This is a genomic window from Halorubrum trapanicum (assembly GCF_002355655.1).
Taxonomy (GTDB): domain Archaea; phylum Halobacteriota; class Halobacteria; order Halobacteriales; family Haloferacaceae; genus Halorubrum; species Halorubrum trapanicum_A.
This window is the reverse complement of the sequence record NZ_AP017569.1, coordinates 300,964-325,898: the sequence shown is the minus strand read 5'-3', so window position 1 is coordinate 325,898 and position 24,935 is coordinate 300,964. Positions and strand designations below refer to the sequence as shown.

The window sequence follows — 24,935 nt, the reverse complement described above, 5'->3', positions numbered from 1 at the left end:
ATCGCTATTTAAAACGGCGCGTCGGTCGAGCCGCTCGGCGCGCTCGCTTCTCCCCTTCCACCCACCGGGTTCGACCCGATTCCCACGCCCTCGTCGCCCTCAGCCTCCACGTCGCCCGTTTCGAGGAACCGGTCTTCCAACTCCGCGAGCCGGTCGTTCACCGCCTCGCTCTGGTTGTGCATCGGGGCCGCGCGGACCCGGACGAGGTCGTACTCGTGGCGGTCGGCGAGGCCGTTCCACGCGCGGAAGGCTCCGATAGTCAGCGTGTGCGTCTGCGGGCAGAACGCGGTCGTCGGCGTGAACTCCGCGCGGAGGACGCGGTCGACCCCGCTCCCGTCGAAGGCGTCCCCGCCGGCGTCAGCGGCGTCGACGGCGTCGGCCGCGTCGCCGCGCTCGACGGCGTAGCGGAACCCGGCGTCCTCGTGGCGCGTGTCCAGGTTCAGCCGCGCGAGGTTGTAGTCGAACGTCATGTCGTACACCGTCCGCGCCTCGAAACACTCGCGCGTGAGGCGGTGGAACGCGAGATGGTCCGCCCCCGTGAGCACGTCGTGGCCGTCGAGGAACCCGCCCGGTCGCGGGAGGTCGTCCGCGACGAACTCGTCGTAGCCGTCGAACAGGCCGTCCTCGTCGGAGCCGAAGGGAGACGGGAAACTGGGCATGTGCGTAAGGTGGCGGTCCGCCGGGGTACTCCTGACCCCGCAGATGTTCGGGCCGTCACTGGCGAGCGGGCCTCAGCCGTTTCCGTCCGGCCCCGAGCGCAGTTCCGTCGCCCGCGCGTGGACGCCGTCGACGGCGTCGCGGACGACCGACTCGTCGACGTCGAACGCCGCTGCGGCGTACGCAACCGACCGGCGGACGGCGAGGTACGTCATTCGGATCCCCTCGTCGGCGCGGGCGATCGTCGGCGGGACGCCCCGCCTGCCGGTCTGCTTCTCGTCGAAGCCGTCGGTGATCGCGTACAGGTCGGCGTACAGCCGGGCCGCCGCCGCGATCTCGAACGACGCGATCCGGCCGTCGGGGCCGTCGACGTGGTAGGCGTCGGGTCGCATGCGCTCCTCGTGAACGACCCGCAGACCGTCGTCGTACGCTTCGATCACCGTCTCGTCGCCGTCGTTCATGAGCGGGGGACTCCGAACACGTCACGCAACGAGGGATCAATTTAAAAGTGTCCGGTCGGAACGAGGGGTATGCCCACTTTCGAGCTGAACCTCTCGGACGACGTGTACGCGGAGTTTCAGCAGCTGGCGGACGACGAGTTCGTCTCCGAAGAGCAGGCCGCGGAGGACCTCATCGCGTCCGGCATCGAGGCGTACAACGTGAGCGTCGTCGACGACGAGCCCCGCGACGAGATGCTCGACGGCGCCGAGAACAACATGTTCGACACCGCGGAGGACCCGGGCAGCATCGAAGACGACCGACTCTAAGTACTCGCGCTCGGCTGCGCTCCTTTTAAACGAACCGCGGTTCAGTACCCCAACCCGAACAGCCGGTTCGCCGACAGCGTCGCCAGTCCGAGCGCCATCACGCAGGCGAGCAGTCCGAAGGCGACCGCCCACCCCGCGGCGTCGGAGACGGTGCCGACGACCACGCTCCCGGTGGCGCCCGTCACCATGTACGCGGTGCGGACGAGCCCGAAGCCGGCGCCGCGCTCAGTGTCGGACAGGAGGTCCATGAACCGCGACTGGACCGGCGCCCCCCACGACATCGCGAGGCCGACGAGGCCGACGCCCGGGACGACGGCGGCGATCCCCCAGTCGAACGCCGCGGCCGCGACGAGGGTCCCGTAGCCGACGACGCCGGCGCCCATCGTCACCATCGCGGTGGCGTCGCGGCCGATCCGGTCGGACACCGACCCGGTCACCGGCTGCGTGCCGCCGTGGACGAGGAAGTACACCGAGAACAGAAGCGCCGACAGCGCGCTCGACAGGCCGGTCCCGAACTCCAGAAACGTCGGGAGGAACGAGGCGGTCGCCTGCCACGTGAACGCGCCCATCGTCGCCAGCGCGGTCGTGTAGAGGATCCGCGGCCGCGAGAGCAGTTCGACGAGCGGACCGAGCGCGAACCGCTCGCCCATCGGCTGGTCGGGGCGGAGGGGTTCGGTCGGCCGGACCCGCCACGCGAACAGGACGAAGACGGGGACCGCCACGGCGGCGCCGAGGAGGACGCCGGCGCGCCAGCCGTACCGCGACCCGACGAGCGCGGCGGCGGGCGGCGCGGCGAGTCCCGCGAGCGGCCCGCCGGCCACGTGGACGCCGACCGCGCGGCCGGTGTCGTCGAACTGCCGCGTGAGGAACGTCGTCGCGACCGAGTAGTGGAGCCCCGCCCCGACGCCGAGCGCGGCCGCGAACAGCCCGAACGCGAGCATCGACGGCGACGCCGCGAGGAGGACGGAGGCGACCGCGGTTGCGCCGACCGCGGCGAGGATGACGCGGCGCTCGCCGTAGCGGTCGCCGAGGACGCCCGAGGGAAACTGCGCCAGCGCGTAGGTGAGCCACATCCCGCTCAAGGCGAGCCCGACGGTCCCGTTGGTCACGCCGAACCGCGCCGTGATCTCGGGGACGAGCGGGCTGACGACCAGCCGCGCCACCATCGTGCCGGTGAACGCGAGCGTACAGAGCGCGAGCGCCGCGTGTTCGTACCGCCAGTTCACGGTCGCCGTTCCCGGCACGGGTCAAAGCGGCTTCCGATCGCGGTCAGACGGGCCGGGTGTCGCGCGGCGCCGCGTCGCCGACGGCGATCCGGGCGCCCCGCGGCGGCTCACTCCGCCGCGAACCGGATCGGGTAGTCGGTGAGGTTCTCGTACCCGTCCTCGGTGACGACGACGAGGTCCTCGATGCGGACGCCGCCGACCTCGGGGTCGTAGAGGCCGGGCTCGACGGTGATCACGTGACCCGGCTCCAGCTCCTCGCCGCCGTTCGCCAGCCGCGGCGACTCGTGGACGTCGAGCCCGATCCCGTGACCGGTGGAGTGGATGAACCCGGTCTCCGTCTCGGGGTCGGTCCGGAAGGTGGGCTCGCCCGCCTCCTCGTACACCTCGCAGGCGGCGGCGTGGACCTCCTCGCCCGTGGCGCCCGGCTCGACGGCGTCGAGCGCGGCGTCCAGCGCCCGCTCGGTGAGGTCGTACCACTCGCGGAGGGTCTCGCTCGGCTCGCCGACGCAGAACGTCCGCGTCATGTCGGCGTTGTACTTCGTCGCCTTCGAGCGCGGGAAGATGTCGACGATGATCGCCTCGTCGGCGCGGAGCGGCCCCGAGCCGCGGTCGTGCGGGTCCGCGGCCTGCGCGCCGCCGGCGACGATCGTCTCGTCGAGCGCGCAGCCGCGGCGCAGCAGCGTCACCTCGATCTCCTCGGTCACCCGCTCGCTGGTGAGCGGCTCGCCCCCGTGGAGCAGGGTGCCGGGCTCGACGTCGCCGTCCGCCGGGACGTCCTCCCCGGCCACGTCGGCGCCGGCGATCAGCTCCTCGGCGGCCCGCATCGCGGCCTCGTTCGCCCGCTGCGCGTCGCGGATCGCGTCGATCTCCTCGTCGGTCTTCACCGCGCGGACCTCCTGTAGTCGATCGTCGGCGTCGACCGCGACGTCGATGCCGCGCTCGCGGAGGGCGTCCGCGGTGCCGACCGGGCCGCGCGGCGGCATCGAGACTGACTCGACGCCCTTGTCGCGGACGAACGCGGCGTACATGTCGTTGCGCTCCTCGCGGCCGCCGTACTCGAAGTCGTAGTCGGCGTGGCGCTCCACCGTGTCCGCCGCCGCCTCCGCCGTCGCGCGGCCGTACTCCAGCCCGCTGACGAGGAGGTGGACCTCGCCGTCGGCGTACAGCGTGAGGAACGGGTCGGGCCCGGTGAACCCGGAGAGGTACAGCTGGTTGGCGTCCTCCTGCGAGGCGTCGAGCAGGTAGCCGTCCGTGTCGAGGTCGGCGAGGCGGTCGTCGAGTCGCGCTCGGTTCATACCTGCCCCTGTTCGGGCGACGGTCAAAGCGGTTGTCCTCGCGGAACCGGCCGAACGGCGGGGCCGTTGACGGCGCCGAGAAAGGCAGATACCGCTCACTCCGGAACGAGGCGGCTGCGATGTCGACCGACCGACGAACTACCCTCCGTTCGCTCGTGTCCCTCCCGTCCGGCTGGCTGCCCGTCGACGTCGCCTGCGGGAGCGGCGCGGCGCTGCTCGGACTGGCGCTCACGTGGGTCGGACTCGCGTTCGCCGGCGTGTCACCGGGCGACTCGGCCGTCGCCCGGCGTGGTCGGCGGACAGATATCCGCGGTCGAGGGGACGGTCTGGTTCCGCTTCGACGCGCACTGGTCACGCGAGCGACGAGGCGCTCCCGATCTCCGACGCGGACGGGGTTCCGGTGACGGATGCGGCCGGCGTCACCGCCGCCCCCGACCTCGTCGCGACCCTGCTACTCGTGTCCGGGACCGGCGTGGTCATCGGCGGCGTGGCCGGCGCGGTCGCGACGGCCGCGACCGGAGACTGACGGACGGATCGGACGCTCGGGCGGCGTCCGGCTTCCACGAAACGCCTATATACTATATCCCGCGCTTTCACCGTCGGATCGGTTCTCGCGACGGGTCGACTCGCACCGTCACAAATTCCGAATCGTACAGGGTTCTACACGTTGAATTCGGCCGTGTCTCGGCGGCACCAAACACGCAAACATTTAAGTTCGTCGCTCACTTACCCGAAGGTGAGGAAAACACCGAGACCCGTCTCTCGGTTTCGTTGTTCCCTCCACGCACCAAACCAATGAGCGAGAACCTTCGAACGTACACGACCGAGAACGTCGACGACGAGAGCGAGACCGAGTCGGAGAGCGAGGCAGAGGAGCTGCGGTGCCCCGAGTGCGGCGGCCAGCTCGCGACCGACACGGAACACGGCGAGACCGTCTGTGTCGACTGCGGGCTGGTCGTCGAGGAGGACGAGATCGACCGCGGGCCGGAGTGGCGCGCGTTCGACTCCAAGGAGAAGGACAGCAAGTCGCGGGTGGGCGCCCCGACGACGAACATGATGCACGACAAGGGGCTCTCGACGAACATCGGCTGGCAGGACAAAGACGCCTACGGCAAGTCGCTGTCCAGCCGACAGCGCGAGAAGATGCAGCGGCTGCGGACGTGGAACGAGCGGTTCCGCACCCGAGACTCCAAGGAGCGAAACCTCAAGCAGGCGCTCGGCGAGATCGACCGCATGGCCAGCGCGCTCGGCCTCCCCGACAACGTCCGCGAGACCGCCTCCGTCATCTACCGCCGCGCGCTCGACGAGGACCTGCTCCCAGGCCGCTCCATCGAGGGCGTCTCGACGGCGTCGCTGTACGCCGCCGCCCGACAGGCGGGGACGCCCCGCAGCCTCGACGAGATCGCGGGCGTCTCCCGGGTGGAGAAAGACGAGATCGCCCGGACGTACCGCTACGTCGTCCGCGAGCTGAAGCTGGAGATCCAGCCCGCCGACCCCGAGAGCTACGTCCCGCGGTTCGCCTCCGACCTCGGCCTCTCCGACGAGGCCGAGCGCCGCGCCCGCAGCCTGCTCGACACGGCGAAGGAACAGGGGATCCACTCCGGCAAGTCGCCGGTCGGGCTCGCCGCGGCCGCCGTCTACGCCGCCTCCCTGCTCGTCAACGAGAAGGTGACCCAGAGCGAGGTCAGCGAGGTCGCGAACATCAGTGAGGTCACCATCCGGAACCGGTACCACGAGCTCCTCGAGGCCGAGGACTCGGTCGCGCTGAACTGACGCGTCGCTCCGCGTCCGGTCGTCGTGACGTTCGATTTCCGCCGTTTTCATCCGCGTTCTTCGTCCTCCCAGTACCCCACGTCGTCGCCGATCCGATAGTATCCCGACAGCGACCGCTCCTCGCGGCCGCCGGGCGGCGAGCCGACGTACACGCCGAACTTCTCCGAGTCGGGGTACAGGGTCACGTCGGGCTCCCGCATCGTCGAGACGACGAGGTAACGCAGCGTGTCGTCGCCGTCGTTCACCACGCGATGGCCGCCCGAGGCGTCGGCGGGGAACGCGGCGTACTCCCCCGGTCGAAGCGGGTGCGTCTCCTCGTCCAGCCGCAGCGTGCCTTCGCCCGCGAGGACGTACAGCGCCTCCTCGTTGGCCGTGTGGTAGTGGTACGGCCACGACCGCTCTCCGGGCGGCAGTTCGTAGAGGCTACACCCGAGGTCCTCGCCGCCCGCCGCCGCGCCCAGACGCTTCCGCCGCCAGGCGGCGTCGTCCGCGTCGGGGGCCGTCCACGACAGGTCGTCCGCGTTGATAGGTGGCATGGACCACTGTTAGGTGGGAACGCCAAAATCGTTCGCGTCGCCGAGGGAGCGTCCGTCGTCCGGCCCGCGCCCCCGCGTCGCGGCGTCCGCCCGAGCCGAAACCGCGAAGGCGACGCGTCGCCACCCGCGGACATGGAGACGACTCGCCACTTCACGGCGACGACGTACATCGTCCACGACGGCGCGACGGCCCTTCACGACCACGAGCGGCTCGGAATTAAGCTGCCTCCCGGCGGGCACGTGGACCGCGACGAGCTCCCGCACGAGGCCGCTCGCCGCGAGGTCCGCGAGGAGACGGGGCTGACCCCCGAGCTGGTCGCGACGGAGTCCGAGGTTACGGGCCCGAACACCCGCGGGCTCCCGGAGCCGGCCCACCTCATGCTCCACGATATCAACGTCCACGAGGACGGGTCGGTGGGCCACCAGCACGTCGACCACCTCTACTACGCCCGCGTCGACTCCCGCGAGATCGCTCCCAACGGGGACGACGAGGTCGACCCGGCGCGCTGGCGCTGGTACACCTCGGAGGAACTGGCGGCGAGCGACCTCCCGGACGACGTCGTCGACCTCGGTCGAGAGGCGATCGCCGCCGTCGGAGGGGACTGAACGAAGGGCGTCGCGGCGTCAGACGGCCGTCTCACGCTCCGGAAGGTATTTGGGTCGGTGTTGGCGACGTAAACGCAAGGATGGACGCACAGCGACGGGAAGCGATCACCGAGTGGGACGACCGCTCCTTTTCCGACGGGTTCGCGGGGCTCCGGCGGATCGTCGACGACGGGTTCTCCGGCGCGGCGACCGACGGGACCGGGTGGCTGTTCCTCGTCGACGGGCGCGTCGTCGGCGTCGTGGACGCGACGCTCGACGCCTTCGCCGACGCCGCCGGGACCGTCTACCGGGCCCCGGACGACGCGCTCCCCGTGCTCTTCGCGATGCAGGAGCTGGGCGGCGAGCCGCGGGCGAAGTACTACACCAACGACACGCCGCTGAAGGAGGCCGACCGGAAGCTCTCGCAGGGCGGGTTCACCGGCTACATCGAGCTGTCGGAGAACGTCCTCTCCGGCGACTACTACGTCGCCTACACCGGCGGCGAGTCGATGGCGGCCGCGTACGTCGGCAACGCGCGGCGGCTGGAGACGGGCGACGACGCGTTCGACCTCGCCGCCGACGAGGTCGGCATCTACACGGTGTACGAGGTCGACCTCGACGTCCGCCCGCTCCCGGACGGCGACGACGCAGAAGATGCGGACGACGCGGGCGACGCGGGTGAACCGAGCGCCGCGGTCGACCCGACCGAGACCGCCGGTTCCGACGACGCGAGCGACGCGGACGACGGACCGTCGGACGCCGAGAGCGACGCCGAGCCGGAGACGGCAGGAGACGACGGCGGCCCCGCGAGCGCGGTCGGTCCCGCCGCGAGCGCCGGCCGAGACGGCGACCCGACCGCCGCGAGCGGAAGCGACGAGTCGCCGGGTGTCGACGCGAGAGACGAACGCAACGGGGGCGAGGCGTCGGCGGAAGAAGGATCGACGCCCGACGAGGTCCGTATCGGCGACGCGGAGTCGGCCGAGCGGGACGCCGACGGACCGGCCGGATCCGACCGCGTGCGCCGCCCGCCGACCGAGCCCGACGGGGCGTCCGATTCGGAGTCCGACGCCGGGGACTCTCCCGACCCGAACGCCGCCGACGCGCCGGACTCCGAGGACGTCTTCTCGGAGGAGGCCGAGTGGCGGGAACAGAAGTCGATCCCGGCGCTCGACCCCTCCGAGGCGGGCGGGGAGCCCCGGAGCGCGGAAGAGCGCCGCGCCGCGTCGTCGCGGCGCTCCCGCTCGGGCGCCGACCGCGGCAGGGCCGATCGGGACGGGTCGAACGCGAACGGCGGGTCGCCGTCGCCGCGCTCCACCGACGGAACGTCGTCGGGGCCGTCCGCGGTGTCGAAACGCGACGGACGCGACGCGCAGGGCGGCGCCGACCCCGATAGGGTTCGAAAACTCGAGGCGGCCTTAGAGGAGACGGAGACGGAGCGGCAGTCGCTGGCGGAGGAGCGAGACCGGCTGGCGACCGAGCGCGACGAGGTCGAGTCGGAGCGCGACGAGCTGGCCGACGAGGTCGACCGGCTCGAGTCCGAGGTCGACGAGCTCAAGGAGGAGCGCGACCGGCTCCGCAGCGAGCTCTCGAACGCCAAAGAGCGGCTCCCCGACGCGGAGCGGACGCTCACGCCGGGCGAGGCGCGTAACGGGACGAACTTGTTCATCAGGTACGACTCGAAGGAGGGCGCGACGCTGGCGGACGCCCACGAGGGGACCGTCGACCGCGAGGCGCTTCGCGAGAACCTCCGGGTCGAACACCACACGAGCTTCGAGACGGACGGCCTCGCGGTGGACGGCCGGCCGTTCGCGGAGTTCTTAGAGGACACCATCGAGTACGGCTTCACCCGCTGGCTCGTCGAGGACCTCCCGTTCGAGGTCCGCGGCACCGGCAACGAGGGGACACTCCGCGACCTCTACGACGCGCTTCCCGAGATCGACCGCGCCGAGATCGGCGGGACGGTGTCCGTCGAGCTCCGAGAGGGCGGCGAGGAGGTCCGCGAGCAGCGGGCGTTCGACCTCGTGTTGCGCGACCGGATGGGCCACCCGCTGTTCGTCGCCGACCTGAACGACAGCCGGGACCCCACGCCGGAGGGAACGCTGGAGTCGCTCGTCGAGAACGGGCGCGACATCGCGGCCTCGAACGAGACGTTCGCCGGGGCGTTCGCGGTGACGGAGAGCTTCTTCGAGCCGGGCGCCTTAGAGACCGCGAGCGACGCGGTCGGCGGCGGCCTGTTCAGCCGGTCGAAGCGGGCGAGCTTCGTGAAGCTCTCGCGCAAGCAGGGGTACCACCTGTGCCTCGTCGAGGCGCGCGACGGCGGGTTCCACATGACGGTCCCCGACTTGTAGCCGTCACGGGACCCTGTCGGAGACGGCTACCGGGAGCGCAGAAACGCGTCAGTCACGTCGGCGGGCGAAATCGAAATTCAGGTCAGTTCTCCAGTTCGGCGGCGTCGTCGATCCGCATGGAGCCGAGCTTCTCGACGGTCTCGTCGAGCTTCTCGTCGAGTTCGTCGACGAACTCGTGGGTCCGCTCCGTGGTGATCGCGCCCTGGCTGGACGGCTCGATGAGGTTCTCCTCTTCGAGGACCCGCAGCGAGTAGCGGACCTTGTGGTGCGGGTAGCCCGTCTCGTTCGACATCTTCACGATGCCGATCGGCTCGTTCTCGATGACCATCCGCAGGACTTGGAGGTGACGTTCCAGCATGTCTACCTCCTTCTCTAGTCGATCTATCATGGCACATGTTAACTCGTCATGCCCCCGTTTAAAAGTTGCTGTCGGCGGCCGGGGAGGCCTCGTCAGATCGCAGGCTTTGACGTGGGAGTAATTAACGTGTTCGATCGCGGCACGGCGGCAGAGTTATAAATACGACAGTAAATCCTCGGAGATCAGGTCCAGTTCTCAGTACTTCCATCGGAATTCAGAGAGCTATAGCGCCGATTTGACGTCGCTCCTGATCAGTTGGTTTGTAGAACGAGTCAAGATAACCACTTGAGGACATTTTTGTATCCCCACGTTTCCGCCACTCCGTTTTCGGAGACAACTGAGCGGTCGTCTCCACCAGACTCTCGGCTCGGAACTGCTACCCCGAAAAACGAGATATTTTTATTTGATTTGGCTGTGTATAGTATGTCCCAAATGCCTGGCACCGAAACGGTGTCGTCTATGGTATCGAGTAACTCCGAGTCGACTGAACTCCCGGACCCTCGGATAAAACTCAATAATCCGTCGCTACTAACGACATCATCGTTCGGCTTGTAGTCGAGAATATCCGTACCGATAGCGACGAGGGCGATGTCCTTTTCTTCGGCCACTGTTCGCAAATCGCGTGCGTCGTATACGGGCGTGTGCTGATTAGTCATGAGCAGTTTATGGAAGTTTAATAGGAAAATCACGGTATCGCTCTGAAAGTATTCGTGCTTAATCACCGTTTCTCGTTCTTCTATCGACATAAGGAAACTGGAACCATCATCGTGTGTTTCGAGTTCTTCGTACTGTCGTTCGATCGAATCCGTATCTTGTTGGTTCCAGGGAGGGTCGTCACGAATGAGTTCTATGGACTCTCCCGGAAAATCGATAATTGTGATTTCGTCAGGTCGCCCATCTCGTGCGCCCCCGCCCAGCGTTACGTCGACAATATATAGTTCCGGATTTTGGTGAGGGTACTGGTGGCTCTCAAGTAGTTGCGACAAAATGCGCTTCTCAAAGTCCTCGGGCCTCCCATACTGCATCCGGTGACTCACCACCGTATCTTCGCGGTTCTGTAAGTGACTGAACAGGCCGCCTGTGAACGTCGATTTTCCTCCCATTTGGCCAGAGTACAAAAGGATCCGATTTGACATGACTCATAATTTGACCGTTAGTAAATGAATCTGAGGATTTATATGCTATTTTATATTAATTCAGTTCCGGGAACATGGTCAGCAGGTCATTGTGAACAGAACTACAAATTCATCGATATTTAACCTATTTTACCTGTGATTCAGCAATCCGAGTCAGGGGTTATTTCACGAGGAGAGCCATCAGATATACTGCTGAGAGACAATACACGAACAAGGCGATTTTACGGAAATATCTCTGAATTCGATCCGTATTTATGCTGGTCTCTCCGGTCGCAGACCGTAATCGGTTTTACCCCCCGCGGGAAACCGGCAGGCGGAATGACACTCACCATCGTCGGCTCCCAGCTCGGCGACGAGGGCAAGGGCGCCCTCGTCGACCGGTGGGGAGGGGACGCGGACGTCGTAGTCCGTTATCAGGGCGGCGACAACGCCGGCCACACCGTCGTCGAAGGCGGCGCGGAGTACAAGCTCTCGCTGGTTCCCAGCGGCGCGGTCCGGGGGACCGTCGGCATTCTCGGCAACGGCTGCGTCGTCAACCCGCGCACGCTGTTCACCGAGATAGACGACCTGCGCGAGCGCGGGCTCGACCCCGACGTGCGCGTCGCCCGCCGCGCGCACGTTATCATGCCGTACCACCGCGTGCTCGACGGAATCGAGGAGGAGGTGAAGGCCGACGACGACGCCGGCGACGAGGTCGGCACCACCGGCCGCGGGATCGGCCCGACCTACGAGGACAAGGCCGGCCGCCGCGGAATCCGGGTCGCCGACCTGCTCGACCCGGACGCGCTCCGCGAGAAGCTGGAGTACGCCGTGCCGCAGAAGCGCGCGCTCGTCGAGGACGTGTACGGGCTCGAACTCGACGATGACGACCGCGCCGAGGCGTTCGACGTCGACGCGCTCCACGAGGAGTTCGCCGCGATCGGCGAGCGCCTCGCCGACGAGGGCATGACCGTCAACTGCTCCGACTACCTCTACCGCCGTCACGAGGCCGGCGACGCGATCGTCTTCGAGGGCGCGCAGGGAACCCACATCGACGTCGACCACGGGAACTACCCGTTCGTTACCTCGTCGAACCCGACGGCCGGCGGCGCGGCCGTCGGCTCCGGGCTCGGCGTCACGAAAGTCGGCGACGGCGAGGTCGTCGGCATCGTGAAGGCGTACCTCTCGCGCGTCGGCGAAGGCCCGCTCCCGACGGAGCTCGACGGCGACGCTGCCGAGGAGGCGCTCGCCGACGAGATCCGCGAGAAGGGCGGCGAGTTCGGCACGGTCACCGGTCGTCCGCGCCGGATCGGCTGGCTCGACCTCCCGATGCTCCGGCACTCGGCGCGCGTCTCCGGGTTCACCGGCGTCGCGGTCAACCACGTCGACGTACTCGCCGGGCTCGACGAGCTGAGGGTGTGTACGGGCTACGAACTTGAGGGCGAAGAGATCGACACGGTCCCCACCACGACCGATCGGTGGGAGCGCTGCGAGCCGATATACGAGACGCTCGACACGTGGGAAGAGTTCGATTCCTCGACGGTCGCGGAGGCCGGCTACGACGCCTTACCCGAGGCGGCCCGCGAGTATCTGGAGTTCCTCGCCGACGAGATCGACACCCCGGTGTACGCCGTCGGCGTCGGCCCCGACCGCGAGGAGACCGTCGAGCTGACGAACCCGTTCGAGGAGTAGGCTCGCCACCGGACCTCGATCCCGTCGCGGCGTGCGGTCGATTGGAGCGAACGGACGACGCTTTTCACGATCGAACGCAATCAACCCGCCATGGCCGAGCCCTCCACCGGTCCGTCAGCCGACACGCCGCCCCCGGAACCGATCCTCCAACGCACGTTCGCGCACCTCGGGCGGCTGCTTCCGCTCGCGCTCGTCCCGCTGGCGACGGCGCTGTTCCGCGCCCGGGAACTGCTCGCGACGGGACGGACGAACGGGCTCTCGCTCCGCGCCTCGTTCCCGGTGTACCGGTACGACCTCTGGAGCTTCGTTGACGCGCCGAGCGGCGACGGCGTGACGGTGTCGCTCCCGTTTGGGGCCGTCGACCCGTTCCCGCTGCTCGCACCCCTGATCGGCGCGTACGTCGTCGTCTCCGGCGCGCTGAGCGCGGGCTACTTCGGGAGCATCGCGGCGGGGATCACGACCGGGCGCTTCGACTTCGTCACGGCCGTCCGCCGGTTCGGCGCTCGGATGATCCTCCTCGAAGCGCTCGTGGTCCTCGCACTCGCGGCCCTGTTCCTGCCGCTGCTCCTCTTCCCGCCGCTGTTCGTGGTCGCGGTCCTCGCGGCGCTCGTCGTCTCGTACCTGTACTTCCCGACCGTCTACGTCCTCGCCTTGGAGGACCGCGGGATCGAGTCCGCGGCGCGGCGGGCACGAGCGCTCGTGGACGAACACCGACCGCTCGGGTTCTTCCTCGCCGTCGCGGTCGTCACGGCGCTCTGTTCGGTCCCGGTGAGCCTCCTCGCGCACGCCGGCCCCGGCGGCGCGGTCGCGGCCGCGGTCGTCGCCGCGCCGCTCGGGCTGGCATTCAACGTCGCGACCGCGCTGAAGGTCGCCGAGATGGCCGACGTCGAGACCGCCGGGTGAAGCCGGCAGGCGTGGCCTCGCGGCCTACTGCGGGTCGACGTCGTTCAGCGCGGCCCGGTCCTCGTCCGTCAGCGACAGGTCCGCGGCCGCGAGGTTGGACTCGAGGTGGTCGACGCTCGACGTCCCCGGGATCGGCAGCGTCACGTCGGAGTGGTCGAGGAGCCACGCGAGCGAGACCTGCTGGGGGGTCGCGTCCCGCCGCTCGGCGACCTCGGCGAGAGCCTCGCCGGCCTCGCCGTCGTCGACCGCGTACATCGGGCCCCACGGGATGAACCCCACGCCCTTCTCCTCGCAGGCGGTCAGCACGTCCTCGTCGTCGCGGTGGCCGACGTTGTAGCGGTTCTGGACCGTCGCGATGTCGACTATCTCCATCGCGGTCTCCAGCTGCTCGACGGTGACGTTCGAGAGGCCGACGTGGGCGACCTGCCCGGCGTCTTTCATCTCCGCGAACGCGTGGACCGACTCCTCGAAGTCGGTGTCGGGGTCCGGGCGGTGGTACTGGTAGAGGTCGATCGTGTCGGTCCCCAGTCGGTCGAGGCTACACAGCACCTGATTTTTCAGGAAGTCCGGGTCGCCGTGGGGGAGCCAGTCGCCCTCGCGGTTGCGGAGCAGTCCGGCCTTCGAGGCGACGACGACGTCGTCGGGGTCGCCCAACGCCTCGCCGATGAGCCGCTCCGAGACGCCCGGCCCGTAGGAGTCGGCCGTGTCGACGAAGTCGACGCCGAGGTCGACCGCGCGGCGGAGCACGTCCTTCGCGTCCGCCTCGTCCTCGGGGCGGCCGATGATATCCTCGCCCGTGATCCGCATCGCGCCGAAGCCGAGTCGGTTGACGGTAAGCTCGCCGCCGATGTCGAACGTCTCGCTCCCGCCGGTGGTGTTCGAAGCCATGCGCGACGGATCTCGCGCCACGCGGAAAGCCGTGGGGATGCCGGAAGGAGAGGGGAGGAACAGCAGTGAGCGCTCAGGGAGGGAGGTGTCGATCGTACACGTTCCGGCGGTGACCGACGGCCTCGACGCGGATGACGTCGGCGCCCTGATCCCACGCAACGATGGCGCGGTAGTCGCCGGCCCGCAGCTTGTAGTACGGGTAGCCGGAGAGCGGTTCCAATCGGTGTTCGGTCCACTCCGTCGCCTCGTCGACCTTGTTCAGGATCCGATCGGCGGCCTGCGAATCGAGTGATTCGAGGTGAGAGAGCGCCTGTTCGGTGTACTCGACCTCAGTCATCCAGACCCAGTCGCTCTCGGGCCTCGTCGGCCGACACCGTCTCGTCGCGTTCCGCCTGCTCGCGGCTCTCCGCCAGATCCGACAGCGTCTCCTCGGAGAGCGTCACCGACGGGTCCACCCAGTCGCGCAGCGCGTCGCGGATCGCCTCGGACTTGCTCGCGTACCCCCGCCGTTCCCACTCCTCGTCGATCCGGTCCAGCAGGGACTTCGGAACCCGGACGTTGATCTTCTCCATCCGGTCGTCGCCCGCGTCTGTGTCGGTGCTCATATCGTGTGATACAGTGGTATCACTAAAAAGGGTTCGGGGCGCACGCACCTGACCCCCCGCCGCTCGCCCGTGTTGCGCCCGTCGCTACTCATAAACCGTCCCCGCGCGATCGTGAGGTATGGACGCCGAGCGCGAGGTACTCGACGTGTTGGCGCGGAACGCCCGCGAGGACATCGACGACATCGCGGCCCAGACGGGCCTCGACGCGGCGGCGGTCGCGGACGCGATCGACGCGCTGGAGGCGAAAAACGTCGTTCACGGCTACCAGGCCGTCGTCGACTGGGACCGCGTCGACGAGGGGAAGATCCGCGCGGTCGTCGAGATCAACGTCGAGCTCGACCGCGAAACGGGGTACGAGCAGGTGGCCGACCGGATCGCGAAGTTCCCCGCGGTCGACGCCTTACACCTCGTGTCCGGCGACTACGACTTCGCCGTCGAGGTGCTCGGCGAGAACATGCAGGACGTCTCCGAGTTCATCTCCGAGCAGGTCGCGCCCATGCCGGAGGTCACCCAGACGGTGACTCACTACATCATGGAGACGTACAAGGACGGGGGGATCCGGTTCGAGGACGGCGACGACGACGACCGCCTCTCCGTGTCGCCATGAGACTGTCGGACCGCGCGCGAACCCTCCCCGAGTCCGGGATCCGGAAGTTCTTCGAGCTCGCGGAGGCGCGCGACGACGTCATCTCGCTCGGCGTCGGGGAGCCGGACTTCTCGGCCCCGTGGACCGCCCGCACCGCCGCGATCGACTCGCTCGAACGCGGGAAGACCTCCTACACCGCGAACCGCGGGATGGCGGCGCTCCGCGAGCGGATCGCCGACCACCACGAGCGCTACGACCAGTCGTACGACCCGGAGTCGGAGGTGCTCGTCACCACCGGCGCGAGCGAGGCGGTCGACCTCGCGTTCCGGGCCTTGGTCGACCCCGGCGACACCGTCGCGGTCCACGAGCCGACGTACATCTCCTACGGGCCGGGGATCGAACTGGCGGGCGGCGAGCAGCTGACGGTCCCCACGCGCGCAGAGGACGACTTCGCGCTCACCCGCGAGGCGCTGGAGGCGGCGGGCGCCGGCGACGCCGACCTGCTCGTCCTCTGTTACCCGAACAACCCGACCGGCGCGACGATGACCGACGAGCAGCTGGCCGAGGTCGCCGCGTTCTGCCGCGACGAGGACCTCCGAGTGGTCGCCGACGAGATCTATTCCGCGCTCACCTACGAGACTGACCACAACTCGATCGCCACCCAGCCGGGAATGCGCGAGCGCACCGTCGTCGTCAACGGCTTCTCGAAGGCGTACGCGATGACCGGGCTCCGCCTGGGCTACGCGCTGGGCCCCGCGGAGGCGATCGACGCGATGAACCGCATCCACCAGTACACCATGCTGTCCGCGCCGACGACGCCGCAGTACGCGGCCATCGAGGCGCTGGACCGCTGCGACGACGAGGTGACGGAGATGGTCGAGGAGTACGACCGCCGCCGGCGGCTGGTCGTCTCCCGGTTCAACGAGATGGGCCTCGACACGTTCGAGCCGGGCGGCGCCTTCTACGCCTTCCCCGAGTGCGGCGGCGACGACGAGGCGTTCGCCGAGGCGCTGCTGGAGGCGGAGGGCGTCGCGGTCGTCCCCGGCTCCGTCTTCGGCGAGGGGGGCGAGGGACACCTCCGCGTCTCGTACGCGACCTCGATGGGCGAACTGAAGGAGGCGACCGACCGGATCGCGTCGTTCGTGGAGGGTCGATGATCGGGACCGCCAAGCGGACGGTGACCGGGGTCGCCGAACGACGATGATCGACAGGATCTGGCACGGGTGGACGACGCCGGCGAACGCCGACGAGTACGAGCGGCTGCTCCGGGAGGAGATCCTTCCCGACTTCGCGGACGCCGACAACGAGGGGTACCGGGGCGCCCGAGTGCTCCGCCGCGACGCCGACGGCGACGAGGTCGAGTTCGTCACGATCCTGCGGTTCGACTCGCTGGAGTCAGTGAAGTCGTTCGCCGGCGAGGAGTACCGGGACGCGCACGTCCCGGACGCCGCTCGCGAGGTGCTGAAGCGGTACGACGACCGCGCGCGCCACTACGAGGTGCGCGAGGAGCGCGAGTACCCGGCGGACGGTTCCTAAACGAACAACTCCTCGCGGATTGTCGAGCGTTCGCTAACGATTATCACGCTCGTTCCTGATCGTCCGCGTATGGAGTTCCAGCTAACGGACGAACAGAAGCAGCTGCGCGAGGAGGTGCGGAAGTTCGCCGACGAGGAGATCCGGCCGGTGGCGACCGAGTACGACGTCGACGAGGCGTACCCCCACGAGGTGATGGAGAAGGCGGCCGACATGGGGCTGCTCGCGCCGCACGTCCCGGTCGAGTACGGCGGGATCGGCTACTCCTCGCTGGAGAACGCGATCCTCACCGAGGAGCTGTTCGCGGCCGACCCCGGGATCGGGCTCTGCATCTCCAGCGCCGGCTTCGGCGCGGAGGCGCTGATGGAGTTCGGCACCGAGGAGCAGAAGGAGCGCGTGCTTCCGGAGGTGACCGCGGGCGACGCGGTGATGGGCTCGGCCATCTCGGAGCCGCAGGCGGGCTCGGACGTGACCTCGGTCGCGACGCGCGCCGAGAAGGACGGCGACGAGTGGGTGATAAACGGCTCGAAGATGTGGATCACGAACGGCACCGTCGCCGACTACTTCGTCGTCGTCTGCGAGACGGACCCCGAGATCGACGACCGCTACTCCGGCTACTCGCAGATCCTCGTCGAGGCCGACCGCGACGGGCTCACCCGCGACAAGATCACCGGCAAGCTCGGGATCCGCGCGAGCGACACCGCGGAGCTGCGCTTCGACGACGTCCGGGTGCCCGAGGAGAACCTGATCGGCCAGCGCGGGATGGGCTTTCTCCAGCTCATGCAGTTCTTCGACGAGACCCGGACCGCGGTCGCGGCGCAGGGCGTCGGGATCGCCCGCGGCGCGGCCGAGCGGGCCTTGGAGTACGCCGAGGAGCGCGAGCAGTTCGACCGCCCGATCAGCGACTTCCAGGCGATCAAACACAAGCTCGCGGAGATGCACACGAACACCGAGGCCGCCCGCTGGCTCACCTACCGCTCGGCGTGGGCGGTCGACAACGAGTCGGGCGACCTGACCGCGCTCGCGTCGATGGCCAAGGAGTTCGCCTCGCGGACCGCGGTGGAGGTCGCGGACGAGGCGGTCCAGGTCCACGGCGGCGCGGGCTTCGTCAACGACCACGACGTCGAGCGGCTCTACCGCGACGCGAAGATCACCCAGATCTACGAGGGGACCACGGAGATCCAGAAGAACATCGTGGCCCGCGAACTGCTCGACGAGGGGATGTAGGCCGGGCGCGGCTCGCCCGGGCGTCGTCCGCAACCGGCATTTAAAAATTCAGGGCGGGCGTACGTATCGTCATGAGCGAGGCCGAGGTGGACCCGGAAGAGCGGCTCAAGCGACAGCGCGACGACCTCCGGCTGTTGAACCAGGTGATGCGCCACGACATCCGCAACGACCTCCAGCTCGTCGGCGCGTACGCCGAGCTGCTCGACGACCACGTCGACGAGGAGGGGAGAGAGTACCTGGACGTGATCAAGCGCAACACCCAGAGCGCGGTCTCGCTCACCACGACGGTCCGCGACCTCGCGGAGGTGATGCTCCGCGAGGACACGGAGCCGAGCCGCGTCGCGCTCGACCGGGTCCTCTCGCAGCAGGTGGAGGAGGTCCGGTCGGGGTGCCCGGAGGCGGTCTTCACGGTCGAGGGCTCGTTCCCGGAGGTCGAGGTCGTCGGCGACGAGATGCTGAGTTCGGTGTTCCGGAACCTCCTGCGGAACGCGGTCCAGCACAACGACGAGACCCCGCCGAAGGTGACGGTGTCCGCGACCGTCGAGGAGGCCGCGGCCGCCGCCGAGGTGCGGATCGCCGACAACGGGCCCGGCGTCCCCGCGGACCAGCGCGACGAGATATTCGGCAAAGGCGAGAAGGGGCTCGACAGCCCGGGCGCGGGGATCGGGCTCTACCTGGTCCGGTCGCTCGTCGAGATCTACGGCGGCGACGTGTGGATCGAGGACAACGAGCCGAAGGGCGCCGTGTTCGTCGTCCGACTGCCGCTCTGCGAGGGGTGACAATCAGCAGACGCGACCGCGGTTGCTTATAAAGAACTACGCGGTGGCGCGTGCCTGCGAGCGGCCGCCCCCGGCGGCCGCGAGTCAGCACGCGCGAGGGAGTCAGTCGCCGGAGCGAAGCGGAGGCGACTGACAGGGCGAGAGCGAAGCTCTCGCTTGCAGCCGGACGTAGTCCGGCGACGAGGCTGGGGAGGTGTGAGGTACGGTTGCGGTGCGGGGCGGGACTCAAAGGGGCAGCCGCGAGGGCGAAGCACGCCGACGTAAGCACTGGAAGGAGCGAGCAACGCGAGCGACTGAAGCGCGCAACGAGGCGCGCGAGTCCTCGCGGCTGGGGCTTTGGTGGTGTTTGTCGCCGTTCTGCCAGCAACCGTTTATAAGTGAGTGGCTGGGGCTTTGGGAGTGGTCCCGGCGTAACCATCGACGTATGGCCGAGCGACTGGGGCTTTGGAGGTGTTCACCGCAGAGTCACTGACAACTATTTATAAGCGAGCGGCTGGAGATTCGGAAGTCTTCGTTGCGTCGTCGATCGCTTATATATCACTGATAGCAGTGCCGCGATCGCTTTATAAATGACTTCTCCCAATATGTCCGGCGAACCGAATTAGTCGTCGTCGTACTCCATCGCGACCGAGTTGATACAGAAGCGCTTCCCGGTGGGCTCGGGGCCGTCGTCGAACACGTGGCCGAGATGCGAGTCGCAGTTCGCACACCGGACCTCGGTGCGGCGCATCCCGTGGCTGGTGTCCACCGTCGTGGTCACCGACTCCTCCTCGGCGGCGTAGAAGGCGGGCCAGCCGCAGCCGGACTCGTACTTCGTCTCGGCCTCGAAGAGGACGGTGCCGCAGGCCCGACAGCGGTACTCCCCGTCGTCGGGGTGGTGGTCGACGTACTCGCCGGAGAACTTCGCCTCCGTGCCGCTCTCGCGCAGCACGCGGTACTCCTCCTCGGAGAGCCGCTCGCGCCACTCCTCGTCGGTCAGCTCGCTCGGGTCGCGCTCGTCGGTCTCGCTCATACCGCTCGTACGCGCCCCACGGGCAAGGGGGTTGCGGCGGACACAAGCCGTATTCGGGTGGGAGCCGAACCGCGCCCATGGCGCGCGAAGTCACGCACGAGGAGCGGGGGCCGGCGATACTCGACGACGACGACAAGGGCGACGACGGACTGATCTACGTCTGTCAGTGCGGCCTGTCGGACACGAAGCCGCTCTGTGACGGGTCGCACAACGCGACGACCGACGAGGAAGACGGCGTCGTTTATAAATACCCGAACGACGACGCCGACGAGGAACGGCGCGAGGTCGACGAGATCGGATACGCCGACGAGTAGCGAGGGGCGCCGTCCGCGCCCGGGGCGGCGGTCGCGCCTACAGCACGCCCATCTCGTTCAGCCGCTCGGGGAGGTAGGTGTCCGTGACGAAGTCGAGGCCGCGGCTCGCGAGCGACTGCTGCTCGGACTTCTTGCCGATGTCGAGCTGGAGCTCGATCTGCTCTTCCCAGTAGTCGGTCTGGAAGCGCGGGTCCTCCAGCTCGGATTCGAGGGCGTTGACGTCCGAGTCCGAGAGCGGGTCCGAGGGGAGGTCGTACTCGACGATGTCCTCCGGCTGGATCCCGATGAACCGCGCCTCGGGCGTCGCGAGGTACTTCGAGAGATGCGCGGACTTGATCGAGCCGTACGCCACGGAGCCGTAGATGCGGTACGACCACGGGTCGCCGTCGGTGAACACCACCACGGGGAGGTCGAGCTCGTCGCGGAAGCGCTTCGTCAGGCGCCGGGTGGCGCGCGCGGGCTGGCCGCCGAGGTGGACGACGAGGGCGTCGTGCGCCTCGTCGAACCCGTTCTCGACGAGCCGGTCGCGCATCCCGCCGGTCTCCACGCAGAGGACGAACTCCGCGTCGTTGTCGAGGAACTCGATGGTGTCCGGGTTGTTCGGGATCTGGTACCCGCCCTGGCCGACGTCGAGCTGACAGTGGATCTCGCGGTCGCCGCGGTTGGTCTGCTCGCGGATCTCCAGCGGGCCCATCACCTTCGCGCCCGACTCCTCCGGGCGCATGTGGAAGTCCTCGCGGGTGACGCCCGTGACGATCTCCAAGTCCTCGACGAGATCGTTCGACTCGTCCTGGCTCTTGAACTGCGCCTCGTCGTTGTCCCACGACTCCGAGAGGTAGTACAGCTCACGCAGCGTCGACGAGCGGTCGTCGTCGAGCTGGTTCGCGAGGAACTCGATGGTGTACGCGGCCTTCAACAGCTTGCGCGCGCCCCGCACCGAGTTGGCGCTGCGCGTCGAGGTGCGGTCGCCGTAGGTCCAGACGCCGCTCTCCTCGTCGTACTCGATGTTGCTCTTCGTCCGCGTGGGAAGCGTCATCTCCGGAATAGACCCCGCAGCGAACTGGTCGTAGAAGTCCGCCGCCAGGTCGATCAGCTCGTCTCGTGCGTCGCTTTCGGTCGTCATTTAGGCGTTCACCGTGAGTTTCTCCGTCTCCACGCCGCCGACGCTGACCTCGAACTCGGGGTCCCCGTCGACCGCGTACGTCAGTTCCCGCTCGTCGCCCGAGGGCACCTCGGGCTTCCACTGGACGAACCACTCGCCGTCCATGTCCACCACCGTCCCGTCGGAGAGGTCCGTCGGCTCCGTCGAGACGATGTCGGTGATCTCCAGCTCCTCGTTCACGTCCGAGTGGTTCTCGACGACGAGCGTCACCGTCTCGCCGTTCACCTCGCGCTCGACGCTCACGTTGTTCATGATCCGCGCCAGCGCGCCGTCGATGTCGGGGCGCGGCCGGCCCGTGACCTCGCTCACCTTGTCGGCCATCTCCGGGAGGATCTTGCCGAGCACGTCCTGCTTCTCGCGGCGCTGCTGCATCGAGCGCCGCTTGTTGAGGTACGACTTCAGCTCGCGGGCGGCCTCCCGCACCGCGAGCTCGATCTCGTCTTCGATCTCCGGGACGTTCGCGAGCGCGTCCTTCGACTCGCTCGTGAACGGGACGTTCGTGGAGGCGACGTGGATACTTATGACGGCCGGCCCGTTCGGCATCCCCGAGCCGCCGGGCTGGTCGAGCCCGTAGTTGCGCCACCCGATGTTCTTGATCACGTCCGTCGTCGCGCAGGCCCCGCGCTGGTAGACGAGCGGAACGCGGTTCGCGAACCGGAGCAGTTCGACCGACCCCTCCGCCGGGATCGACCCGCCGTAGGCGATCCCGGCCTCGACGATGAACGGGTCGCCGCCGTGGACGTCGGCGTCGCGGGTCGCGGCCGCGTAGAAGTCGGCGTCGTACTCCTTCCGGAGCCCGGCCTCGACCAGTTCCGCCGTGATCGGCGCGAGGCAGTCGGTCGGCGGCGAGAGGATGTCCGTCGTCCGCATCGCGTCGAGCAGGTCGGCGGCGGCGTCGCGGTCGCCGCCGATCGCCTTCACCTTCGGCGGGTCGTCCGGGACCGTCCGCGCCCGCGACCAGAACGCCTCGACGACGTTCTCGCGGGCGGTCTCGCCGAACGTCGCGTCGCGCTGCTCGGCGACGAACGAGGCCGCGTCCGCGACGAGGCGTTCGAGGTCGTCGCGGGTGATCCGGAACGCGTCGCCGTCGAGGTTCTCGAACCGCCGCGAGAGCGCCTCGGCCATCGCCTGAACGGCGGCGTCGTCCTTCCGCGTCGACGTCGCCTCGTCCACGAGGGCGTACACGTCGGGGACGAGCGGCGACTCGTCCGCGTCGCCGTCGGCTTCGCCGGAGTCGGCGGCCCCCTCCTCGCTCTCGTCCTCGTCGCCGCCGAGCCCCGTCACCGCCCGCCACGCGGCGTCGACCGCGTTCTCGCGGACGGTTCCGCCGAACGTCTTCCCGGTGTCGCCCTCGACCGTCTCCGCGACGTTGTCGACGATCTCCGCGAGTTCGGACCGGGCGATCCGTTCGTTGTTCGAAACCGTCTCGGCGACGCCCTCGGCGAAGGCGGTCGTCGCCTCCGCGCCCTTGTTCGCGACGGCCTCGCTCACCGCGCTCGCGACGTCGCGGTCGTCGTGGGCGCGCGGCGGCGACCAGGCGAGCTCGCGGCCGTAGTAGACGTCGCGGAAGTTGTCGATCACGCTGTCGGCGGTCTTCTTGCCGACCCGCGTGAACTCCTCCTGGAGGAACCCGGAGACGGAGTACGACTCGGTCGCCTCCAGCATCTTGATCAGCGCGCCGAGTTCGACCCCGTGGGGGTGCGGGCGGATCTCCTCCGTCTCCGCCGGCAGCTCGTCGGTCGCGCGCTCGAACTTCAGCGGCTCGTCGAGGCCCGGCTCGCGCAGTTCGAGCCGCGCGTGGGGGTTGACGACCGCGGTGTGTTTCACGTAGTCGTGGAGCTGCTGGCGGGCGCGCATGTTCGCCTCCATCTCCAGCTCGATCCGGGTGCCGTGCGGGCGGTCCCACGTCGTCTCCTCGTCGGCCTGAATCTCCGGCTCGTTCGTGTCCGTGTCGATGATGAGCTCGAAGTACTGCGCCCGCGACTGCCCCTTCGGCCGCGAGGTGATCTTCGCGGGCTGGCCGGAGGTCAGCTGCGAGTACAGGACGGCCGCCGAGATCCCGATCCCCTGTTGACCGCGATTTTGTTCACGCTTATGAAATCTTGAACCATACAAGAGTTTGCCGAAAACTTTCGGGAGCTGTTCCTTCGTGATGCCCGGCCCGTTGTCTTCGATGACGACCCGGTAGTAGTCGCCCACCTCCTCTATCTCGATGTAGATGTCGGGGAGGACGCCGGCCTCCTCGGTCGCGTCGAGGGCGTTGTCGACCGCCTCCTTGACGGCGGTGACGAGCCCGCGGGCGCCCGAGTCGAACCCGAGCATGTGTTTGTTCTTCTCGAAGAACTCGGCGATGGAGATCTCGCGCTGGCCCTCGGCCAGCTCCTCCGCGATCCCCTCCTCGTCGCCGATCGTCGACTGGAAGGACGTCATTCGGTACCCGTTCCTACCTCCGAGGCACCTAAAAACGCACCGGCGGCGAGGTGAAAGTGGATCCCGGCGTCAGACGCCGTCTCGTCGCCCCGATCGAGAACCTCTCGCACGAACGGGAAACGTCCGATCCGGCCGACAGGTTTCTCCCCGTGACACCCCTTCGGTACCCCATGGCAGACTGGACGACCGACGAGATGCCGCGACTGGACGGGAAGACGGTCGTCGTCACGGGGGCGAACAGCGGGCTGGGCTACGCGGGCACCCGCGCGTTCGCCGCCCGGGGCGCGATCGTCGTGATGGCGTGCCGGAGCGTCGAGCGCGGTGAGACGGCGGCCAGCGAGATCCGCACCGACGCGGGCGGCCAGGTCGACGGCGAACTCGACGTCCGCGAGTGCGACCTCGCCTCGCTCGACTCGGTCGAGGCGTTCGCCGAGGGCTTGAACGACGACTACGACGCGGTCGACATTCTCTGTAACAACGCCGGCGTGATGGCGATCCCGCGGAGCGAGACCGAGGACGGCTTCGAAACGCAGTTCGGCGTCAACCACCTCGGCCACTTCGCGCTCACCGGGCGGCTCTTCTCCCTTTTAAAAGACGCCGACGGCATCGGTGGCGACGCGCGCGTCGTCACCCAGTCGTCGGGCGCCCACGAGCAGGGCGAGATGGACTTCGCCGACCTCAACTGGGAGGCGTCGTACGGCAAGTGGAAGGCGTACGGGCGCAGTAAGCTCGCGAACCTGCTGTTCGCCTACGAGCTCCAGCGGCGCCTCGACGCGGCGCGCGGCGAGACGGACGAGACAGACGACCCGGGGATCCGCAGCGTCGCCTGCCACCCCGGCTACACCGACACGAACCTCCAGATGCGGACCGCGGCCGAGAGCGGCAACCCCCTGATGAAGGTCGCGATGACGGCCGCGAACGCGGTGCTGGGACAATCCCCCGAGATCGGGGTCGAGCCGATGCTGTTCGCCGCGACGACCGACGTCGACGGCGGCGCCTACGTCGAGCCCGGCGGCCTCATGAACATGCGCGGGCACCCGACCGTCGGCCGGTCGAACGACGCCTCCTACGACCGCGAGGACGCCCGGCGGCTCTGGGAGTACTCGACCGAGGCGACCGCCGTCGAGTACCCGCTGTGAGCGGC

The 24,935-nt window shown here is 68.5% G+C and carries 27 protein-coding genes; 14 read left to right on the top strand and 13 right to left on the bottom strand.

Annotated features, from left to right (window positions below; all coding sequences use genetic code 11):
- Positions 1–8: 8 nt before the first annotated feature.
- Together CPZ01_RS01560 and CPZ01_RS01555 are read right to left on the bottom strand one after the other, a co-directional pair.
- The gene (locus tag CPZ01_RS01560; protein WP_096393106.1) at positions 9–659 is read right to left on the bottom strand and encodes a hypothetical protein; all 651 of its coding nucleotides are present in this window, start codon (positions 657–659) and stop codon (positions 9–11) included.
- 72 nt (positions 660–731) lie between these two features.
- Positions 732–1,118: a hypothetical protein gene (locus tag CPZ01_RS01555; RefSeq protein ID WP_096393105.1), complete on the bottom strand. Its 387-nt coding sequence runs from the start codon at positions 1,116–1,118 to the stop codon at positions 732–734.
- A gap of 69 nt (positions 1,119–1,187) precedes the next feature.
- Between CPZ01_RS01555 and CPZ01_RS01550 the strand changes: the two genes are divergently transcribed.
- Entirely contained in the window at positions 1,188–1,424 is a 237-nt protein-coding gene (locus tag CPZ01_RS01550) for a hypothetical protein (protein ID WP_096393104.1), read from the top strand.
- Between the two features lie 41 nt (positions 1,425–1,465).
- Here the strand turns inward: CPZ01_RS01550 and CPZ01_RS01545 are convergent, their stop codons facing one another.
- Positions 1,466–2,650: an MFS transporter gene (locus CPZ01_RS01545; protein ID WP_096396086.1), complete on the bottom strand. Its 1,185-nt coding sequence runs from the start codon at positions 2,648–2,650 to the stop codon at positions 1,466–1,468.
- Positions 2,651–2,757: 107 nt separating this feature from the next.
- A complete protein-coding gene (locus tag CPZ01_RS01540; RefSeq protein ID WP_096393103.1) occupies positions 2,758–3,945 on the bottom strand; it encodes a M24 family metallopeptidase in 1,188 nt (395 codons plus the stop codon).
- A 400-nt stretch (positions 3,946–4,345) separates the two neighbouring features.
- Between CPZ01_RS01540 and CPZ01_RS15655 the strand changes: the two genes are divergently transcribed.
- Positions 4,346–4,471, top strand: coding sequence for a hypothetical protein (locus tag CPZ01_RS15655; protein WP_269459580.1), 126 nt, complete (start codon positions 4,346–4,348; stop codon positions 4,469–4,471).
- Positions 4,472–4,740: 269 nt separating this feature from the next.
- On the top strand, positions 4,741–5,718 hold the full coding sequence (locus CPZ01_RS01530; protein WP_096393102.1) for a transcription initiation factor IIB: 978 nt from the start codon (positions 4,741–4,743) through the stop codon (positions 5,716–5,718).
- Between the two features lie 47 nt (positions 5,719–5,765).
- Here the strand turns inward: CPZ01_RS01530 and CPZ01_RS01525 are convergent, their stop codons facing one another.
- Positions 5,766–6,254: a cupin domain-containing protein gene (locus tag CPZ01_RS01525; RefSeq protein ID WP_096393101.1), complete on the bottom strand. Its 489-nt coding sequence runs from the start codon at positions 6,252–6,254 to the stop codon at positions 5,766–5,768.
- A gap of 132 nt (positions 6,255–6,386) precedes the next feature.
- On the opposite strand from CPZ01_RS01525, the gene CPZ01_RS01520 reads away from it, so the two are divergent.
- Entirely contained in the window at positions 6,387–6,860 is a 474-nt protein-coding gene (locus CPZ01_RS01520) for an NUDIX hydrolase (RefSeq protein WP_096393100.1), read from the top strand.
- 80 nt (positions 6,861–6,940) lie between these two features.
- Positions 6,941–9,187: a DUF7527 domain-containing protein gene (locus tag CPZ01_RS01515; RefSeq protein ID WP_096393099.1), complete on the top strand. Its 2,247-nt coding sequence runs from the start codon at positions 6,941–6,943 to the stop codon at positions 9,185–9,187.
- Positions 9,188–9,269: 82 nt separating this feature from the next.
- Here the strand turns inward: CPZ01_RS01515 and CPZ01_RS01510 are convergent, their stop codons facing one another.
- Together CPZ01_RS01510 and CPZ01_RS14935 are read right to left on the bottom strand one after the other, a co-directional pair.
- Positions 9,270–9,575 (bottom strand): hypothetical protein, encoded by a 306-nt coding sequence (locus tag CPZ01_RS01510; protein WP_004595838.1) that lies wholly within the window; start codon positions 9,573–9,575, stop codon positions 9,270–9,272.
- Positions 9,576–9,817: 242 nt separating this feature from the next.
- On the bottom strand, positions 9,818–10,681 hold the full coding sequence (locus CPZ01_RS14935; protein WP_157745911.1) for a hypothetical protein: 864 nt from the start codon (positions 10,679–10,681) through the stop codon (positions 9,818–9,820).
- Between the two features lie 318 nt (positions 10,682–10,999).
- Here CPZ01_RS14935 and CPZ01_RS01505 point away from each other — a divergent pair, with 318 nt between their 5' ends.
- Both CPZ01_RS01505 and CPZ01_RS01500 read left to right on the top strand, forming a co-directional pair.
- Positions 11,000–12,352 carry an adenylosuccinate synthase gene (locus tag CPZ01_RS01505; protein ID WP_096393098.1) on the top strand — a complete coding sequence of 451 codons (1,353 nt, stop codon included), beginning with the start codon at positions 11,000–11,002 and terminating at the stop codon, positions 12,350–12,352.
- 90 nt (positions 12,353–12,442) lie between these two features.
- Positions 12,443–13,255, top strand: a complete 813-nt coding sequence (locus CPZ01_RS01500) for a hypothetical protein (protein WP_096393097.1) — start codon at positions 12,443–12,445, stop codon at positions 13,253–13,255.
- A gap of 24 nt (positions 13,256–13,279) precedes the next feature.
- Here the strand turns inward: CPZ01_RS01500 and CPZ01_RS01495 are convergent, their stop codons facing one another.
- The 3 genes from CPZ01_RS01495 to CPZ01_RS01485 all read right to left on the bottom strand — a co-directional run bounded on the left by CPZ01_RS01495 (position 13,280) and on the right by CPZ01_RS01485 (position 14,748).
- Entirely contained in the window at positions 13,280–14,143 is an 864-nt protein-coding gene (locus CPZ01_RS01495; protein WP_096393096.1) for an aldo/keto reductase, read from the bottom strand.
- Positions 14,144–14,216: 73 nt separating this feature from the next.
- A complete protein-coding gene (locus CPZ01_RS01490; RefSeq protein WP_096393095.1) occupies positions 14,217–14,480 on the bottom strand; it encodes a type II toxin-antitoxin system RelE family toxin in 264 nt (87 codons plus the stop codon).
- Positions 14,473–14,748, bottom strand: coding sequence for a ribbon-helix-helix domain-containing protein (locus CPZ01_RS01485; RefSeq protein WP_096393094.1), 276 nt, complete (start codon positions 14,746–14,748; stop codon positions 14,473–14,475). Before CPZ01_RS01485 ends, CPZ01_RS01490 begins: the two co-directional genes overlap by 8 nt.
- A gap of 118 nt (positions 14,749–14,866) precedes the next feature.
- On the opposite strand from CPZ01_RS01485, the gene CPZ01_RS01480 reads away from it, so the two are divergent.
- The 5 genes from CPZ01_RS01480 (at position 14,867) to CPZ01_RS01460 (ending at position 18,873) form a co-directional block, all read left to right on the top strand.
- Entirely contained in the window at positions 14,867–15,355 is a 489-nt protein-coding gene (locus CPZ01_RS01480) for an Lrp/AsnC family transcriptional regulator (protein WP_096393093.1), read from the top strand.
- Positions 15,352–16,491 (top strand): pyridoxal phosphate-dependent aminotransferase, encoded by a 1,140-nt coding sequence (locus CPZ01_RS01475; RefSeq protein ID WP_096393092.1) that lies wholly within the window; start codon positions 15,352–15,354, stop codon positions 16,489–16,491. The genes CPZ01_RS01480 and CPZ01_RS01475 overlap by 4 nt, the downstream gene beginning before the upstream one ends.
- A 43-nt stretch (positions 16,492–16,534) precedes the next feature.
- Positions 16,535–16,870: a putative antibiotic biosynthesis monooxygenase gene (locus CPZ01_RS01470; RefSeq protein WP_096393091.1), complete on the top strand. Its 336-nt coding sequence runs from the start codon at positions 16,535–16,537 to the stop codon at positions 16,868–16,870.
- 69 nt (positions 16,871–16,939) lie between these two features.
- Entirely contained in the window at positions 16,940–18,094 is a 1,155-nt protein-coding gene (locus tag CPZ01_RS01465) for an acyl-CoA dehydrogenase family protein (protein ID WP_096393090.1), read from the top strand.
- Between the two features lie 71 nt (positions 18,095–18,165).
- A complete protein-coding gene (locus tag CPZ01_RS01460; RefSeq protein WP_096393089.1) occupies positions 18,166–18,873 on the top strand; it encodes a sensor histidine kinase in 708 nt (235 codons plus the stop codon).
- Between the two features lie 601 nt (positions 18,874–19,474).
- Here CPZ01_RS01460 and msrB read toward each other — a convergent pair.
- Positions 19,475–19,885 (bottom strand): peptide-methionine (R)-S-oxide reductase MsrB, encoded by a 411-nt coding sequence (gene msrB, locus CPZ01_RS01455; protein ID WP_096393088.1) that lies wholly within the window; start codon positions 19,883–19,885, stop codon positions 19,475–19,477.
- Positions 19,886–19,962: 77 nt separating this feature from the next.
- Here msrB and CPZ01_RS01450 point away from each other — a divergent pair, with 77 nt between their 5' ends.
- Positions 19,963–20,199, top strand: a complete 237-nt coding sequence (locus CPZ01_RS01450; RefSeq protein ID WP_096393087.1) for a CDGSH iron-sulfur domain-containing protein — start codon at positions 19,963–19,965, stop codon at positions 20,197–20,199.
- Between the two features lie 37 nt (positions 20,200–20,236).
- On the opposite strand, the gene CPZ01_RS01445 is transcribed toward CPZ01_RS01450, so the two are convergent.
- Positions 20,237–21,322 carry a DNA topoisomerase IV subunit A gene (locus CPZ01_RS01445; RefSeq protein ID WP_096393086.1) on the bottom strand — a complete coding sequence of 362 codons (1,086 nt, stop codon included), beginning with the start codon at positions 21,320–21,322 and terminating at the stop codon, positions 20,237–20,239.
- Entirely contained in the window at positions 21,323–23,791 is a 2,469-nt protein-coding gene (locus tag CPZ01_RS01440) for a DNA topoisomerase VI subunit B (RefSeq protein WP_096393085.1), read from the bottom strand. It abuts the gene before it with no gap.
- A 170-nt stretch (positions 23,792–23,961) separates the two neighbouring features.
- Here CPZ01_RS01440 and CPZ01_RS01435 point away from each other — a divergent pair, with 170 nt between their 5' ends.
- Entirely contained in the window at positions 23,962–24,930 is a 969-nt protein-coding gene (locus CPZ01_RS01435; protein ID WP_096393084.1) for an oxidoreductase, read from the top strand.
- Positions 24,931–24,935: the final 5 nt, after the last annotated feature.